Below are 15274 nucleotides of genomic sequence, written 5' to 3'. Positions count from 1 at the left end.
GGTAGGCTCGACGTGTGAACGTAGGAGAAACGCAGCGCGCGCCTTGGATCGTGGGGGTGTCCGGGGCGTCCGGCACTCCGTATGCGGCCGCCGTGCTGCGGGCGTTGCTCGACGCCGGACAGAGTGTCGACCTGGTGGTCAGCCGGGCCTCGCGGCTCACCCTGCTCGACGAGACCGGGATCTCCTTCCGGGACGCGCACTGGCAGGACGACCTGCGGGAGTGGCTGTCCCTGGGGGCCGACGGCAAGCCCGGTACGTTCGAGGTGGACGTCACGGGGGTACGGCACTGGAGCGCCGGTGACCTGGCGGCCGGGCCGTCCTCCGGGTCGTACCCGGCGAAGGGCATGCTGATCGTGCCCGCCTCGACGGCCTGCGTGGCGGGGGTCGCCCTCGGGCTGTCGAAGGACCTGCTGCAGCGGGCGGCGAGCGTGACCCTCAAGGAGGGCAGGCCGCTGGTCGTGGCCGTACGGGAGACCCCGCTGCACGGCCAGACGCTGCGGCACCTGGTGACCCTGGACGACGCGGGCGCCACCGTCCTGCCCGCCTCGCCCGCCTTCTACGCCGGAGCCACGCACATCCAGCACCTGGTGGACTTCGTGGCCGGCCGGGCCCTGGACGCCGTGGGCGTGCCCCACCGCCTCTACCGCCGCTGGGAGGGCGAACTGGGCGGCGGCTCGCGGCCTTCGTGAGCGACGGGCGGCAAGAGCAACACCGGTAGTACCAGTACCACTCGACACACTTCAGGAACTTCTCGAGATCCCTCACCGGATCTCTCCAGCGGAAGGCTTCGATCGCATGGACGCGGTGGACAGGCAGCTCATCCAGGCCCTGAGGGAGAACGGCCGGGCCTCGTACGCGGAGCTGGGGCGCCTCGTCGGCCTGTCGGGACCGAGCGTCACCGACCGCATCAACCGGCTGGAGGCGGCCGGTGTCATCACCGGCTACCGCGCCACCGTGGACGCCGCCTCGCTCGGCCTCGGTGTCACCGCCCTGGTCGGCATCTCGCTCTCCGACGCCGCCGACCACGAGGACGTGGCGCAGCGGCTGAAGGACCTGTCCGAGATCGAGGACTGCTGGTTCATCGCGGGCGACGACTCCTTCATGCTCAAGGTGCGCGCGCCGGACGTCGACGGACTGGAGAGCATCATCCGGCGGCTGTCCGGCACCAAGGGCGTCTCCCGGACCCGTACCACGATCGTGCTCTCCACGAAGTGGGAGAACCGGGTGGGTGAGCTGCCCGAAGAAGTCTGATCACCCGGGCGTACGGTTGTCGGAGTCTTCGAGGAAAGAGGTATGGGCATGGACGTCGGGCTCAAGCGCGAGCTGGAGGAGAAGGTCCGCTCCGGTGAGCGGCTGACCCGCGAGGACGGCATCGCGCTGTACGAGTCGGACGACCTGGCGTGGCTCGGCGGCCTCGCCCACGAGGTGCGCACCCGCAAGAACGGCGACGTGGTGCACTTCAACGTCAACCGGCACCTCAACATGACGAACGTGTGCACCGCGTCCTGCGCCTACTGCTCCTTCCAGCGCAAGCCGGGCGAGAAGGACGCGTACACGATGCGCATCGAGGAGGCCGTCAAGCTGGCCAAGGCGATGGAGTCGGAGAACCTGACCGAGCTGCACATCGTCAACGGCCTCCACCCCAATCTGCCGTGGCGTTACTACCCGCGCTCCCTGCGGGAGTTGAAGGCGGCCCTGCCGGGCGTGTCGCTGAAGGCGTTCACGGCCACCGAGATCCACCACTTCGAGACGATCTCCGGGATGTCCGCCTCCGAGATCCTCGACGAGTTGATCGACGCCGGGCTCGAGTCCCTCACCGGCGGCGGCGCGGAGATCTTCGACTGGGAGGTCCGGCAGCACATCGTGGATCACCGGACCCACTGGGAGGACTGGTCCCGGATCCACCGGCTGGCCCACGAGAAGGGTCTGAAGACCCCGTGCACCATGCTCTACGGACACATCGAGGAACCCCGCCACCGCGTGGACCACGTGCTGCGGCTGCGTGAGCTGCAGGACGAGACCGGCGGTTTCCAGGTCTTCATCCCGCTGCGCTACCAGCACGACTTCGTGGACGTGAAGGACGGCAAGGTCCGCAACCGCCTCCAGGCCCGTACGACGATGGCGAGCGGCGCCGAGGCCCTGAAGACCTTCGCCGTCTCGCGGCTTCTGTTCGACAACGTCCCGCACGTCAAGGTCTTCTGGGTGATGCACGGCGTGCAGACCGCGCAGCTCGCCCTCCAGCACGGCGCCGACGACATGGACGGCTCGGTCGTCGAGTACAAGATCACGCACGACGCGGACAACTTCGGCACCCCGAACAAGCTGACCCGCGACGACCTGCTGGAGCTGATCCGCGACGCGGGCTTCCGGCCGGTGGAGCGCAACACGCGGTACGAGATCATCCGGGAGTACGACGGCCCGGACCCGGCGCGCCGCGAGTCGCCGCAGCCGATGCGGGTGTGACCGCCGAGGTGTGACCGCCGGGCGCGGTGAGGCCGGTGGCCGGGCGGGTACCCGCCCGGTATGGCCACCACGAAGCCGAAGGCCGCCGGGAGCCCCGGGGCGCCCGAGGACGCCTACACCGCCGAGCCCTTCGTCCCGGCCCACGCGGATCTGGCCGCCCTGCGCGAGGCGGCCGCCGGCTGCCGCGGCTGCCCGCTGCACCGGGACGCCACGCAGACCGTGTTCGGCGCCGGGAACACCGACGCCCGGGTCATGCTCGTCGGCGAGCAGCCCGGCGACCAGGAGGACCGGCAGGGCAGGCCGTTCGTCGGACCGGCCGGGAAGCTGCTGGACCGGGCGCTGGCCGAGGCCGGTATCGACCCGGACGAGGCGTACGTCACCAACGCGGTCAAGCACTTCAAGTTCACGCGGGCCGAGCCCCGCAAGCGCCGTATCCACAAGGCGCCCACCCTGCGGGAGACGAAGGCGTGCGGGCCCTGGCTCGCGGCCGAGCTGGCGCTCGTCGAGCCCGAGCTGATCGTGCTCCTGGGCGCAACGGCCGGCAAGGCGCTGCTGGGCTCGTCGTTCCGGGTGACCGAGGTGCGCGGGACCGTGCTGGAGCAGGAGATCCACGGGCGCCCGGAGCGGCTGGTACCGACCGTGCACCCCTCGTCCGTGCTGCGGGCGGAGGACCGGGAGGGGGCGTACCGGGGGCTGGTCTCCGACCTGAAGGTGGCGGCGAGGGCGCTGTCGTAGGACGTGTCCGTCCAGATCTGTCCGGACGTGCTCATTCACTGGACAAGAGCGGTCATGTAATAGATACGATCGGCCTATGCCCCTTACTTTTACGCTGGACCCCGCCGTCGACCCCGCCCTGCGCGACGGCATCCTCGACCTGTGGACCGACGTCTCGAACGCGGGCGGCGCGGTCGGCTTCGTGCCGCCGGTGACGCGGGAGGCGATACGGCCCGAGCTGGTGAAGCAGTTCATGGCGCTGACCGAGGGCCGCGCCCGGCTGCTGGTCGGCCATGACGAGGAGGGGCGGGTCGCCGCGACGGCCTTCCTGACCTTCAACACCCACCGGCTGATGACCCATTGGCTGTGGCTCTACACGGTGATGGTGCACCCGCGCCACCAGGGCCGGGGCTACGGGCGGGACCTGCTGGAGGCCGCGGCGGACGCGGCCCGCGGCTTCGACGGCATCGAGGCGGTCCGGCTCACCTGCCGGGGCGGGCTCGGCCTGGAGCGGTTCTACGCCTCCTGCGGCTACAAGGAGGTCGGGCGGGTGCCCGGCGCCATCCGGATCGCGCCGGACGACGACCGCGACGACGTGATCATGCTCCTGCCGCTGGGCTGAGGTCGCCGACCTGAGATTTCGCCCCCTTTTGGTACCCCCTTTCACGATCGGGTGCCGGTCGTGCTTCACTGGACGTTGCCCTGTGGAAAATGTCCGGAACGGAAGAGTGGATTGAGATGCTCCGCTACACGCTGATGCGCCTCGGGATCTTCGTGGGCTGCCTCGTGGTCGTCTGGGGCCTCGTCTACTCCGGCATCGCCCCGCGCGGCCTCGGCAGCTCCAACGGCCTGTGGATCCTCCTGCTCGCCATGGTGATTTCGGCCCCGATCAGCTTCGTCGCCCTGCGCAAGGAGCGGGACCGGGCGTCGGTCCAGGTCGCCCGGCGGGTGGACCGTATGAAGGAGAATTTCCAGGCCAGCGCCGGCCAGGAGGACGGGGCCGACGACCGGGCGCGGGCGCAGGGCCAGGCATCCTGATTCGGTCGATCCGGTTCCGGTCGGTCCGTTCGGCGGGCCTGCGGCCGGTGCCCCGAACGTAGGCTTGCCCTCATGGGTGCCGTGAAGACCAAGCGGAAGCCGAGGGCGGTGCGCGAGCAGCAGATGCTCGACGCCGCCGTACAGATCTTCGGACAGCGCGGCTACATGGCCGCGTCGATGGACGAGATAGCGGAACTGGCGGGCGTCTCCAAGCCGTTGGTCTACCTGTATCTGAACTCCAAGGAAGACCTCTTCAGCGCCTGTATCCGCCGCGAGGCCGTCGCGCTGACCGAGGCCGTGCGGGCCGGAGTCCGTCCCGACGTGCCCGCCGACCGTCAACTCTGGGAGGGGCTGCGGGCGTTCTTCGCGCACACCGCGCAGCACCCGGAGGGCTGGACGGTGCTGCACCGGCAGGCCCGTACGCACGGGGAGCCGTTCGCGGCCGAGGTCGCCGCGGTGCGCACGGAGTTCGTCGCGTTCGTCACACAGTTGATCCTCGCCACCGCCCGGAACGGGGCTGCCCCCTGCTCGAGCGCGGCCGGGAGCCCGGGGGAGCACCACGACCCCGATCTGCCCGAGCACGAGGTCGACGGGCTCGCCGAGGCCCTGGTCGGCGCCGCCGAGTCGCTTGCCGCCTGGGCCAACGCCACCCCGGGTGTCACGGCCCGCCAGGCGGCGGCGACCCTGATGAACTTCGCCTGGGCGGGCCTGGGCAACCTCATGGAGGGCCGGGCCTGGACCCCGTCCGCGGTCTGAGGCTCAGGTGAGCAGCGGAAGCACCTCGCCGGTCAGGTGGGTCCGCTCTCCGGAGGGGGCGCGCAGTTCGAAGCGGCCGATGCCGTCGGCGGCGTAGACGGCCGTGCCCGGCAGCAGGACCGGCGCCCGGAACCCGGCCCGGACCAGGACGGCTTCGGAGGTGCCGTGGGCGGCTAGGCAGCGGGCCACGGTCCACATGCCGTGCGCGATCGCCCGGGGGAAGCCGAACAGGCGGGCGGTGAGCGGGTGGAGGTGGATGGGGTTGCGGTCCCCGGACGCGGCACCGTAACGCCGCCCCAGGCCCGGAGCGAGCCGCCACTCGGCGACGGCGGGCAGGGGCTCGTGCTTCTGCCGGGCGGGCTCGGCTTTCTCCTGCGCGGACTCGGGCGCGGGCCGGCCGGTGCGGTGGCGGGCCAGGTAGGTGCTCGTCGACTCCCATACGACGTCTGCACCCGCCGCCCTCATCACGGTGACGACGGTGGCCTCCGTGCCGCGCCGGTGGGGGGCCAACCCGGCGACGTGCACGGTCAGTTCGTACACGCCCGTGGCCGGCAGGACGGTGTGCCGGGTGATGTCGATCGAGGTGTGCACCAGGCCGAGCAGCGGCAGCGGGAAGTCCGCGCGGCTCATCAGGCGCACGGCCGCGGGAAAGCCGAGCACCTGCGGATAGGTGATCGGCAGGGCGTCGTCACCGGTCGCGAAGCCGCACACCCGCTCGTAGGCGGCCAGCCGTGCCAGGTCCACGCGGACGGAGGGCAGTACGAGCCGGGTGCGGGGGAGGGGCGCGTCCGGGCGGGGGCGCTTGAACGGGGAGCGCAGGGCACCGCGGGCGAGTACCGGGGCGAGGGCGGGGGAGCGGGTGAGGACGACAGTGTCCACAGTGGATTCGGCGCCGGTCATGGCTACGCCCCCAGCGGGCTCAGGCCGCAGACGCGGATGACCCGGCCGTTGACCGCACCGGAGGCCCGGTGGGCGAGCCAGGCGATCGTCTCGGCGACGTCGGCGGGCAAGCCGCCCTGGTTACCGCAGGTAAGTCTACGTCACGGGTGAGGAGAGGGCCGAGGCGAGTCCCCTTGCGCCCCTCGTCCCTCGGATTGCGCCGCCCGGCCCCGAGCTCTTCCTGGACCCTCTCCGGATCCTTCCCGAATCCGCACGAACTCCTCATAAGGGCGCCCTACGATCCCGCTTGCAACCGGCGGTAACCCTCACGGGCGCGTGCCGCCGGTGAACGACTCGGTGCGCACGGCGCGTACCACATGCAGCAGAGCAGTGCGTAGCTGCAGGCCTCAGGAGCTGCCATGCCCATCTCGTACTCGTCCTCGTCACCATCGCCGTCATCGTCGTCCTCCGGCCCGGGCCCCTCCCCGACGCCGGGATTCGACTACGACCCGGACGCGGGCCCGGTGCTCGTGGAGCCGGAGACACGGCGGCTGGACGGAGAGGTGCGCGAGGCGTACGTACCCCCGCTGGTGCCGCCGGTGACGCACGGCTCGCTGGCCGACCTGCCGTTCGAGAACGCGAGCGCCGACCCCGGGCGTCGTGTGCTGAGCCGCCGGGACGCCGACGGCGGCTGGACGCATGTGACGGCGGCGCAGTTCGCCGACCAGGTGCTGGTTCTGGCCAAGGGTCTGATCGCGGAGGGCCTGATGCCGGGCGACCGGATCGCGGTCATGGCGCGTACGAGGTACGAGTGGACGCTGCTGGACTTCGCCGCCTGGGCCGCCGGCCTGGTCACGGTCCCCGTCTACCCCACGTCCTCCCCCTTCCAGACCCGCTGGATCCTCCAGGACTCCGGCGCGGTGGCCCTGATGACGGAGACGGTCGACCAGGCGGCGGCCCTCGGCCCGCAACGCGACCGCCTGCTCGGCCTGCGCCACATGTGGGTCATGGAGAAGGGACACGTCGACCGCCTGGCGGAGCTCGGCGCGACCGTCCCGGACCAGGAGGTAGCCGTACGCCGGGGCGTCCTCGGCCCCGACACACTGGCCACCCTCGTCTACACCTCCGGCACGACGGGCCGCCCGAAGGGCTGCGCGCTGACCCACGGCAACTTCCTGGCAGAGGTCGACAACGCGATCGAACTCCTCTACCCCGTCTTCAAGGCGGAGACGAAGGACGAACCGTCGACGGTGCTCTTCCTGCCGCTGTCCCACGTCTTCGGCCGCATGGTCGCGGTCGCCTGCGTCCGCGCGGGCGTACGGCTGGGCCACGCGCCGAGTCTGAAGGCGGAGGACCTGCTGGCCGACCTGGCCGGCTTCCGGCCGACGTTCCTGCTGGCCATCCCGTACATGCTGGAGAAGATCTACAACGGCGCGCGTGCGACCGCCGAGCGCCGCGGCCGGGCGTCGTCCTTCGACCGCGCGGCCGGGGTGGCCCGCCGCCACGGCGAGGCGGCCGAGGCCCGCCGGCACGGCAGTGGCCCCGGCCCGGGCCTCTCCCTGAAGACGGCCCGCGCCTTCTACGATCCGCTCGTCTACCGCCGTATCCGCGGCGCCCTGGGCGGCCGCCTGCGCTACGTCATCTGCGGCGGCTCCCCGCTGGGCCGCCACCTGGCCGCCTTCTACGCGGGCGCCGGCATCGACGTCTTCGAGGGCTACGGCCTGACCGAGTCGACGGGCGCGGCCACGGTGACGCCTCCGCAGAAGCCGCGCCTGGGCACGGTCGGCCGGCCGCTGCCGGGGACGCGGGTCCGTATCGCGGCGGACGGCGAGGTACTGCTGTCCGGCGGCCAGGTCTTCCGCGGCTACTGGGACCCGCACGCCGGCGGGGTCGTCCCGGCGACGTACGACGGCTGGTTCCCGACGGGCGACATCGGGCGTCTGGACGACGACGGCTATCTGACGATCACCGGCCGGAAGAAGGAGATCCTGATCACGGCGGGCGGCAAGAACGTGGCCCCGGCTCCCCTGGAGAACTGGCTGCGCTCCCACCCCCTGATCTCCCAGTGCATGGTCCTGGGCGACGGCCGCCCCTACGTCTCCGCCCTGATCACCCTGGACCCCGAGGGCATCACCCACTGGCGGCAGATGAACGGCAAACACCCGGTCCCCGCCGAACTCCTTGTCGACGACCCCGACTTGACGGCGGTCCTGCAACGGGCCGTGGACGAGGCCAACCAACTGGTCTCCCGCCCCGAGTCCATCCGCCGCTTCACCGTCCTCCCCGTGGACTTCACGGAACAGTCGGGCCACCTCACCCCGTCGATGAAGCTGCGCCGCCAGGCGATCATGCGGGACTTCGCACGGGAGGTGGAGGGCCTGTACGGGGGGTGAGAACCGTCCTTCCCGCGGACTACGGCTTACGGGCCATCAGGAACGCGTGTGGTGACGACTCCGCGAGTGTCTCGTCCCGTTCCCGTACGGTGCTGGAGTGGAGGGCGAAGCCGGCCGCCGTCAGCAGCTCGGTGATCCGCTCCGGGCGGCGCCGCTGGAAGTCCAGGGACACGGGGTGGCCGAAGGGCTCGGAGAGGTGGCGCGGCTCGTCGCCGACCTGGAAGGCGAGCAGCAGATGGCCTCCCGGCGCCAGGACGCGGTGGAACTCGGCGAAGAGGTCGGGCAGGCGGTCCAAGGGGGTGTGGATGGTCGAGTACCAGGAGACGACGCCCGCCAGTTCCCCGTCCGGGAGGTCCAGGGCCGGCATCGAGCCCTGCTCGAACCGCAGCCCCGGGTTCTCCCTGCGGGCGACGGCGAGCATCGACGCGGACAGGTCCACGCCGAACACGGACAGACCCAGCGAGTCCAGGTACGCGGTGACCCGCCCGGGCCCGCACCCGAGGTCGGCCACCTGTCCGCCCGCGCCGACGAGCTCGGCGAAGGCCGCGAGCAGGGCGCGTTCCAGGGGCTTGGCCGCGAGGTCCCCGCGGAAGCGCTCGGCGTAGTCCTCGGCGACGGCGTCGTAGAAGGCCCGGATGGTGGTGAGGAAGTCGGTTCCGGAATCCGTATCGGTGTCCGTGTCTGTTCCGGTTCCTGCGCTTGTTCCTGTGTCTGTACCCGTTCCTGCGTCTGTGCCTGTTCCTGTGTCGGTCATGGCCGTGGACGTTAGCGGGGCCCACTGACAGCGGGCGGGGTTCGCGTGTCATTCAGGCCATCCCTGCCGCGGCCCGCCATTCCTTTCCGGGAACGTATGGGAGAGTTCGCCGGGAATTCACCGGACCGTATGCCGGCGGGCGCGCCCCGCTCCGGCCGGGAAAAGGCAGGAGCCCCGTCGCCGGACGGCGCGGGGCTCCTTGGGTACTGCTATCAGACCGGGGTGACGTTCTCCGCCTGCGGGCCCTTCGGACCCTGGGTGACGTCGAAGCTCACCTGCTGGTTCTCTTCGAGAGAGCGGAAACCGCTCGCGTTGATCGCGGAGTAGTGGACGAAGACGTCGGGGCCGCCGCCTTCCTGGGCAATGAAGCCAAAGCCCTTTTCGGCGTTGAACCACTTCACGGTTCCGGTAGCCATAAGCCCTCCTTGGGCTCAAAGGGTCGCCCTGCTCCAGAACCTGCAAGTGTGATAACGAAATCGCCGCACAACTGCATACGTCTGAAAACGACCAGAGCCCGCGGTTACATGCTCCGCAGGCTCTGTACTGCAAGGGAAACCAAACTGCAACTTGCTGGTGAGCCTAGCATGCGGGCAGCCGAACGCAATAGAGGTCAAGATCACGTCACCCGGATGTTTGAAGGTTCTGGTGAGAGGTTGACGCAGAGGGGTCGGCTCGGCCTGAGAGAAGAATGGCACGGAATCGGCCGATCGAGGCAACCGGGTGGGCGCGGAGGCGGAGAAGGGGGCGACGGCAGGACCGTACCGAGGAGGGTCTAGTCTCGCGATGTGGACAATTCTCGCAACCGGCCGCGCGTCGGCCACATTCAGTTCCTCAACTGCCTTCCTCTGTACTGGGGGCTCGCGAGAACGGGCACGCTCCTCGACTTCGAGCTGACGAAGGACACCCCGGAGAAGCTCAGCGAGCAGCTGGTGCGGGGCGACCTCGACATCGGGCCGATCACCCTCGTCGAATTCCTCAAGCACGCGGACGATCTGGTCGCCTTCCCCGACATCGCCGTCGGCTGCGACGGCCCGGTGATGTCGTGCGTGATCGTCTCGCAGGTCCCGCTGGACCGGCTCGACGGCGCCCGGGTCGCGCTCGGGTCGACCTCCCGCACCTCCGTCCGCCTCGCCCAGCTGCTGCTGGCCGAGCGGTACGGGGTCGCGCCGGACTACTACACCTGCCCGCCCGACCTGAGCCTGATGATGCAGGAGGCGGAGGCGGCGGTGCTCATCGGCGACGCGGCCCTGCGCGCCAACCTGCACGACGGCCCGCGCTACGGCCTCGACGTGCACGACCTGGGGCAGCTGTGGAAGGAGTGGACGGGCCTGCCGTTCGTCTTCGCGATCTGGGCGGCGCGCCGCGACTACCTCGAGCGCGAGCCGGACATCACCCGCAAGGTCCACGAGGCCTTCCTGTCCTCCCGCAACCTGTCCCTGGAGGAGGTCGGCAAGGTCGCCGAGCAGGCGGCCCGCTGGGAGGCCTTCGACCAGCAGGTCCTCGAGCAGTACTTCACCACCCTGGACTTCAGCTTCGGCGGCCCGCAGCTGTCGGCGGTCGCCGAGTTCGCGCGGCGGGTCGGCCCGACGACCGGCTTCCCGGCGGACGTGAAGGTGGACTTGCTGCAGCCGTAGAGCCGTAGCGCACTACCCTGCTGTGAGGCGTACGGGGGAAGGGTGGACGCATGCAGCCGCTGGAAGCCGACGAGCCCACCGCCGTAGGTCCCTACCGGCTGCTCGGCCGGCTGGGCTCCGGCGGCATGGGCCGCGTCTATCTGGGCCGCAGCGCGGGCGGCCGCACGGTCGCGGTGAAGATCGTGCACCCGCACTTCGCGCTCGACGAGGAGTTCCGCGCCCGCTTCCGCCGCGAGGTCGAGGCCGCGCGCCGGGTGGGCGGCGCCTGGACCGCGCCGGTCCTGGACGCCGGCCCCGAGGCGCCGGTGCCCTGGGTCGCCACCGCCTACGCGGCCGGCCCCTCCCTGGCGGCGGCGGTCGCGGGGACCGGTCCGCTGCCGCCGCATTCCGTACGGGTCCTGGGCGCCGGCCTCGCCGAGGCGCTGGCCGCGGTGCACGAACTGGCCCTGGTGCACCGCGACGTGAAGCCCTCAAACATCCTGCTCACCGTCGACGGCCCCCTCCTGATCGACTTCGGCATCGCCCGCGCCACCGACGGCACGGCCTCCCTGACCTCGACCGGCGTGTCGATCGGCTCGCCCGGCTACATGTCGCCCGAGCAGATCCTGGGCAAGGGCGTCACCGGGGCGGCGGACGTCTTCTCCCTGGGCGCGGTCCTGGCCTACGCCGCGACCGGCGCACCCCCCTTCCCGGGCGACTCCTCGGCGGCGCTCCTGTACAAGGTGGTCCACGAGGAGCCCGAACTGGGCGCGCTGGACGGGGATCTGCGGAAGCTGGTGGCGGACTGCCTGGCCAAGGACCCGGCTGCCCGCCCGGCCCCGGGCGACGTGGCCCGCCGCCTCGCCCCCGAGGGCGCGTCCCGCCTTGTCGCGGCCGGCTGGCTCCCGTCCCGCCTGGTCGAGCAGGTCGGCCGCAGCGCCGTACAGCTGCTGAACCTGGAGGCGACGGGTGCGGGGCCGGGAGCGTCGGAACCGGCGTCCGGTCCGCTGGATTTCAGCAGAGCCTCGATGGAAGGCCCGACCCCCGCGAACCCCACCCCGGAGGGCCGGTTCGGCCCCCCACCCCTCATGCCGACCGCCGCCCCACCCCTCTCCCTCCCCGAGCCGAGGGACGCGCCCCCGCAGGAGACCATCGCACCGCCGTCCCGCTCCGGCCGGTTCTCGGTCACTGTGACGGCCGGCAAGGAGAGGCAGGGCCGTCGGCTGAGCTGCAGCGTGGTTCTCGCGACAGCGGGCGCGCTGGCGGCGGTGACGGTCGGTTCGCTGCTGTGGTTGCTTCCGCTCCACCCCGACAACAGCGAAACCGGCAGTGGAACACCCAGCGGCGACCGCCACTCGACGCCGACCGCCACCTCCTCCCCGATCCCCGCCCGCTACCTCGGCACCTGGGAGGGCCAGGGCACCGCCCTCGGCGGCGCCCTGCCGATGGGCACCTTCCGTGTGACGGTCCGCCAGGCCGCCGTGGGCGAGAAGGCGGGCACGGTGCGCCACACGGACCAGATCGGCGGGGTCTGCACCGACGTACTCACGCTGAAGCGGGTGACGGGGACGGAGCTCGTCATGTCGTCCGAGGGCGCCGGAGACAACCGCTCGAACTGCGTCCAGGCCGAGCACACGGTCCGCCTCAGTCCGGTCGGGGACGACCTCGTGTACAAGTCGGAGAGTTCCGGGTCGGGATACCCGGAGGCGCGGCTGGCGAAGGCCGAGTAGACGCGGGCCGTCGCCGACGCGGCCTGGCGTGAGGGCCGTAAAACCCCTGACGTAGGCTGGTTCGGTCCGCCCACCCGTCTCCCACCACCCTTGTTTCGAGCGCTTCGCGCACACCTCCTGTCCAACCCTTACGAACCTTGCGAAAGGGACGCCGGTGACCGAGAAGGCCGACCTCCAGTCCGTCCTCGACCGTGCCGCCGCGGGCGGACGGATCACCCCCGAGGAGGCGCTCGACCTGTACCGCGACGCGCCGCTGCACGCGCTGGGCGCCGCGGCCGACGCCGTACGCCGCCGGAAGTACGCGGGCACCGAGCACATCGCGACGTACATCATCGAGCGCAACATCAACTACACGAACGTGTGCGTCACGGCGTGCAAGTTCTGCGCCTTCTACGCCGCCCCCAAGGACACCGCGAAGGGGTGGACGCGCGACCTGGACGACATCCTGCGGCGCTGTGCGGAGACCGTGGAGCTCGGCGGTACGCAGATCATGTTCCAGGGCGGCCACCACCCGGACTACGGCGTGGAGTACTACGAGAAGCACTTCCGCGCCATCAAGGAGGCCTTCCCGCAGCTGGTGATCCACTCGCTGGGCGCCTCCGAGGTGGAGCACATGGCGCGGATCTCGGGGGTGTCGGTCGAGGAGGCCATCACCCGGATCCACGAGGCCGGCCTCGACTCCTTCGCCGGCGCCGGCGCCGAGCTGCTGCCGGAGCGGCCGCGCAAGGCCATCGCCCCGCTGAAGGAGTCCGGCGAGCGCTGGCTGGAGATCATGGAGGCCGCGCACCGGCTGGGTGTGGAGTCCACCTCGACGATGCTCATGGGCACCGGTGAGACGAACGCCGAGCGGATCGAGCACCTGCGGATGATCCGGGACGTACAGGACCGCACGGGTGGCTTCCGGGCGTTCATCCCGTACACCTACCAGCCGGAGAACAACCACCTGAAGGGCCGTACCCAGGCCACCCTCTTCGAGTACCTGCGGATGATCGCGATCGCCCGCCTCTTCCTCGACAACGTGATGCACATCCAGGGCTCCTGGCTGACCACCGGCAAGGACGTCGGTCAGCTGACCCTGCACTACGGCGCCGACGACCTCGGTTCGATCATGCTCGAGGAGAACGTCGTCTCCTCCGCGGGCGCCAAGCACCGGTCCAACCGGATGGAGATCATCGAGCTCATCCGGAGGGCGGGGCGGGTCCCGGCGCAGCGGTCGACGACGTACGAGCACCTCGTCGTCCACGACGACCCGGCGAACGACCCGGTCGACGACCGCGTGATGTCCCACATCTCCTCGACGGCGATCGCGGGCGGAACGGCCCACCCGGAGCTCAAGCTCCTCGCCTCCAACTGACGCGGCACCAAGGGGGCCGCCTGTGCTGACGATTCACGCCGCGGACGAGGTCCGGCGCGCCTGGGACGCCGAGCCGGTGAAGGACGGTGCCGTCGCCGTCGAGGGTGCCCGGGTCGCGGCCGTGGGGCCGCTGGCCGAGCTGGAACGGCGGTTCCCGGGTGCGCGCGTGCGGCGCTGGCCGGGCATGCTCGGGCCCGCCCGCGTTCACGAGGGGCCGCTGCCCCAGGCGCCGAGTCCGCGCGAGCGCGTCCACGCGGTCCTGAAGCTCGGCGCGACGGCTGTGCTGGCGCGGTACGTCGACTCGCCCGCACTGCGGGAGGCCGCCGCCCGCAACGACGTCGCCGTCCTGCCGGGCGCACGGCCCGCGACCGTCGTGGAGGGCGGCCGTGCCGACCTCGCCGTCCTCGACGACGCCGGTGCCTGCCTCGCCACCGTGTGCGCGGGACGGCTCGTGCACCGCAGGCGCTGACGGCGGCGGTCCTCAGCCCCCGAACGCCTGCCCGAACGCCCCCGGCTTCTGCGTCACCCCACTGCAGTTGGTCGCCGCGTCGCCCCGCGAGGAGGAGCCCTTCTCGCACTGCTGGTCGCGGAAGGCGGACCACATCGACACCCAGGCGATCCGCTTCTTCTCGGCGAAGGAGCGCACCTGGGCCGCGTCGGAGAGCGTGAAGGTCTCGCCGGCGATGTCGTTGGCGCCAATCATCGAGGTGAGCGCCATGCCCCGCCAGGCGGCGGTGTCCGACAGCGCGAAGACCTTCTTCAGCTGGGTGTGGGCGGCCTCGGCGGCGGTGATGGCGTAGTCGCCCATGTCGCCGGTGTGCGACTCGGCGTAGTTCATCGTCATCAGGTTCACGGTGGAGACCTGGACGTCGTGCTGGTTGGCGGACTCCAGCAGGGCCAGGCCGTGGGAGTCCAGCCCGGAGGGCATGACGGGCAGGGTGAAGGTGACCTCCAGGCCGGGGCGCTCCTTCTGCAGCCGCGCGATCGCCCGGGAGCGCAGGGCGACGGAGGCGGAGTCGGTCAACTCGTCGCCCTCGATGTCGAAGTCGGCCTGGGCGGAGCCCACCGCGTCCAGTGCCTTGCCGTAGGCGTCGGCCAGCGCGGAGACGTTCTCACAGGTCGCCGCCAACTCCTTGCCGTCAGCCCCGCCGAAGGAGACGCGCAGCGTGCCGCCCGACTTCTTCAGCCGCGAAATCCGCGATGCCACTTCCGCGTTGTCGAGGGCGTACATGCCGTCCCACTTCGGTGCGCAGCCGTCGCCGTCGGAAATCACGAAGGCGAGGTTGTACGTCTCCGGGGAGCCGGCGGAGTCGCTGCCGGAGGCCGTCGTGGCGCTCACGTACGGGGCGTACGACGTGCCGGCGGTGCGCTCGGGCACCTTCGGGGCCGCGTCCGAGGTGTCGCCGAAACCCGAGGAGCAGCCTGCGGCGGCCAGGGCGGACAGGCAGGCGAGCCCGGCCGCCGGCTTCAGGAGACTCCTCATCGCGCATGCACCAGCTCTCGTTGCGTCCGTCCCAGGAGCGGAACACATCGGGGTTCCGGACCCGAAATATCCCACACGCGACGGGGCCCGTGCGGTG

At 71.2% G+C, this 15274-nt stretch carries 16 protein-coding genes; 12 read left to right on the top strand and 4 right to left on the bottom strand.

Features of this window, described 5'->3' with window-relative positions; all coding sequences use genetic code 11:
- The first annotated feature begins 14 nt into the window (after nucleotides 1-14).
- The 7 genes from ACX25U_RS15060 (at nucleotide 15) to ACX25U_RS15030 (ending at nucleotide 4971) form a co-directional block, all read left to right on the top strand.
- Entirely contained in the window at nucleotides 15-689 is a 675-nt protein-coding gene (locus ACX25U_RS15060) for a UbiX family flavin prenyltransferase (protein WP_454392377.1), read from the top strand.
- Nucleotides 690-795: 106 nt separating this feature from the next.
- The gene (locus tag ACX25U_RS15055; protein ID WP_388350003.1) at nucleotides 796-1251 is read left to right on the top strand and encodes an Lrp/AsnC family transcriptional regulator; all 456 of its coding nucleotides are present in this window, start codon (nucleotides 796-798) and stop codon (nucleotides 1249-1251) included.
- A 48-nt stretch (nucleotides 1252-1299) separates the two neighbouring features.
- A complete protein-coding gene (mqnE, locus tag ACX25U_RS15050) occupies nucleotides 1300-2463 on the top strand; it encodes an aminofutalosine synthase MqnE (RefSeq protein ID WP_454394287.1) in 1164 nt (387 codons plus the stop codon).
- Nucleotides 2464-2523: 60 nt separating this feature from the next.
- Entirely contained in the window at nucleotides 2524-3198 is a 675-nt protein-coding gene (locus tag ACX25U_RS15045; RefSeq protein WP_454392375.1) for a UdgX family uracil-DNA binding protein, read from the top strand.
- 76 nt (nucleotides 3199-3274) lie between these two features.
- Nucleotides 3275-3799, top strand: a complete 525-nt coding sequence (locus ACX25U_RS15040; protein WP_454392374.1) for an N-acetyltransferase family protein — start codon at nucleotides 3275-3277, stop codon at nucleotides 3797-3799.
- Nucleotides 3800-3915: 116 nt separating this feature from the next.
- Nucleotides 3916-4215 (top strand): DUF4229 domain-containing protein, encoded by a 300-nt coding sequence (locus ACX25U_RS15035; protein WP_454394285.1) that lies wholly within the window; start codon nucleotides 3916-3918, stop codon nucleotides 4213-4215.
- Between the two features lie 72 nt (nucleotides 4216-4287).
- Entirely contained in the window at nucleotides 4288-4971 is a 684-nt protein-coding gene (locus ACX25U_RS15030) for a TetR/AcrR family transcriptional regulator (protein WP_454392372.1), read from the top strand.
- Between the two features lie 3 nt (nucleotides 4972-4974).
- Here ACX25U_RS15030 and ACX25U_RS15025 read toward each other — a convergent pair whose 3' ends face one another.
- Entirely contained in the window at nucleotides 4975-5871 is an 897-nt protein-coding gene (locus tag ACX25U_RS15025) for a MaoC family dehydratase (RefSeq protein WP_454392370.1), read from the bottom strand.
- A 398-nt stretch (nucleotides 5872-6269) separates the two neighbouring features.
- Between ACX25U_RS15025 and ACX25U_RS15020 the strand changes: the two genes are divergently transcribed.
- Complete coding sequence (locus ACX25U_RS15020) at nucleotides 6270-8243, top strand: AMP-dependent synthetase/ligase (RefSeq protein WP_454392368.1); 1974 nt, start codon at nucleotides 6270-6272, stop codon at nucleotides 8241-8243.
- A 19-nt stretch (nucleotides 8244-8262) separates the two neighbouring features.
- Here ACX25U_RS15020 and ACX25U_RS15015 read toward each other — a convergent pair whose 3' ends face one another.
- Nucleotides 8263-8997, bottom strand: a complete 735-nt coding sequence (locus ACX25U_RS15015; protein ID WP_454392366.1) for a class I SAM-dependent DNA methyltransferase — start codon at nucleotides 8995-8997, stop codon at nucleotides 8263-8265.
- A 212-nt stretch (nucleotides 8998-9209) separates the two neighbouring features.
- Nucleotides 9210-9413, bottom strand: a complete 204-nt coding sequence (locus tag ACX25U_RS15010) for a cold-shock protein (RefSeq protein WP_003992177.1) — start codon at nucleotides 9411-9413, stop codon at nucleotides 9210-9212.
- A gap of 369 nt (nucleotides 9414-9782) precedes the next feature.
- Here ACX25U_RS15010 and ACX25U_RS15005 point away from each other — a divergent pair, with 369 nt between their 5' ends.
- The 4 genes from ACX25U_RS15005 to ACX25U_RS14990 all read left to right on the top strand — a co-directional run bounded on the left by ACX25U_RS15005 (nucleotide 9783) and on the right by ACX25U_RS14990 (nucleotide 14163).
- Nucleotides 9783-10631: a menaquinone biosynthetic enzyme MqnA/MqnD family protein gene (locus tag ACX25U_RS15005; RefSeq protein WP_454392364.1), complete on the top strand. Its 849-nt coding sequence runs from the start codon at nucleotides 9783-9785 to the stop codon at nucleotides 10629-10631.
- A gap of 50 nt (nucleotides 10632-10681) precedes the next feature.
- Entirely contained in the window at nucleotides 10682-12340 is a 1659-nt protein-coding gene (locus ACX25U_RS15000; protein WP_454392362.1) for a serine/threonine-protein kinase, read from the top strand.
- Between the two features lie 154 nt (nucleotides 12341-12494).
- The gene (mqnC, locus tag ACX25U_RS14995; RefSeq protein ID WP_454392360.1) at nucleotides 12495-13694 is read left to right on the top strand and encodes a cyclic dehypoxanthinyl futalosine synthase; all 1200 of its coding nucleotides are present in this window, start codon (nucleotides 12495-12497) and stop codon (nucleotides 13692-13694) included.
- Nucleotides 13695-13716: 22 nt separating this feature from the next.
- Nucleotides 13717-14163: an imidazolonepropionase-like domain-containing protein gene (locus ACX25U_RS14990; RefSeq protein ID WP_454392358.1), complete on the top strand. Its 447-nt coding sequence runs from the start codon at nucleotides 13717-13719 to the stop codon at nucleotides 14161-14163.
- Between the two features lie 12 nt (nucleotides 14164-14175).
- Here the strand turns inward: ACX25U_RS14990 and ACX25U_RS14985 are convergent, their stop codons facing one another.
- Nucleotides 14176-15177, bottom strand: coding sequence for a chitinase (locus tag ACX25U_RS14985; protein ID WP_454392356.1), 1002 nt, complete (start codon nucleotides 15175-15177; stop codon nucleotides 14176-14178).
- Nucleotides 15178-15274: the final 97 nt, after the last annotated feature.

The sequence above is a fragment of the Streptomyces sp. JNUCC 63 genome, from assembly GCF_054366325.1.
Note: the sequence above shows the minus strand (reverse complement) of the source record. Positions and strands in the feature narration are given on the sequence as shown.

Excerpts from the sequence above, each read along its gene's own strand:
- ACX25U_RS15025 (WP_454392370.1), bottom strand. The coding sequence starts at position 5,871 with ATGACCGGCGCCGAATCCACTGTGGACACTGTCGTCCTCACCCGCTCC.
- ACX25U_RS15010 (WP_003992177.1), bottom strand. The coding sequence starts at position 9,413 with ATGGCTACCGGAACCGTGAAGTGGTTCAACGCCGAAAAGGGCTTTGGC.
- ACX25U_RS15040 (WP_454392374.1), top strand. The coding sequence starts at position 3,275 with ATGCCCCTTACTTTTACGCTGGACCCCGCCGTCGACCCCGCCCTGCGC.
- ACX25U_RS15015 (WP_454392366.1), bottom strand. The coding sequence starts at position 8,997 with ATGACCGACACAGGAACAGGCACAGACGCAGGAACGGGTACAGACACA.
- ACX25U_RS15020 (WP_454392368.1), top strand. The coding sequence starts at position 6,270 with ATGCCCATCTCGTACTCGTCCTCGTCACCATCGCCGTCATCGTCGTCC.
- ACX25U_RS15045 (WP_454392375.1), top strand. The coding sequence starts at position 2,524 with ATGGCCACCACGAAGCCGAAGGCCGCCGGGAGCCCCGGGGCGCCCGAG.
- ACX25U_RS14985 (WP_454392356.1), bottom strand. The coding sequence starts at position 15,177 with ATGAGGAGTCTCCTGAAGCCGGCGGCCGGGCTCGCCTGCCTGTCCGCC.
- ACX25U_RS15000 (WP_454392362.1), top strand. The coding sequence starts at position 10,682 with ATGCAGCCGCTGGAAGCCGACGAGCCCACCGCCGTAGGTCCCTACCGG.
- ACX25U_RS15055 (WP_388350003.1), top strand. The coding sequence starts at position 796 with ATGGACGCGGTGGACAGGCAGCTCATCCAGGCCCTGAGGGAGAACGGC.
- mqnE (WP_454394287.1), top strand. The coding sequence starts at position 1,300 with ATGGACGTCGGGCTCAAGCGCGAGCTGGAGGAGAAGGTCCGCTCCGGT.
- ACX25U_RS15035 (WP_454394285.1), top strand. The coding sequence starts at position 3,916 with ATGCTCCGCTACACGCTGATGCGCCTCGGGATCTTCGTGGGCTGCCTC.
- ACX25U_RS15030 (WP_454392372.1), top strand. The coding sequence starts at position 4,288 with ATGGGTGCCGTGAAGACCAAGCGGAAGCCGAGGGCGGTGCGCGAGCAG.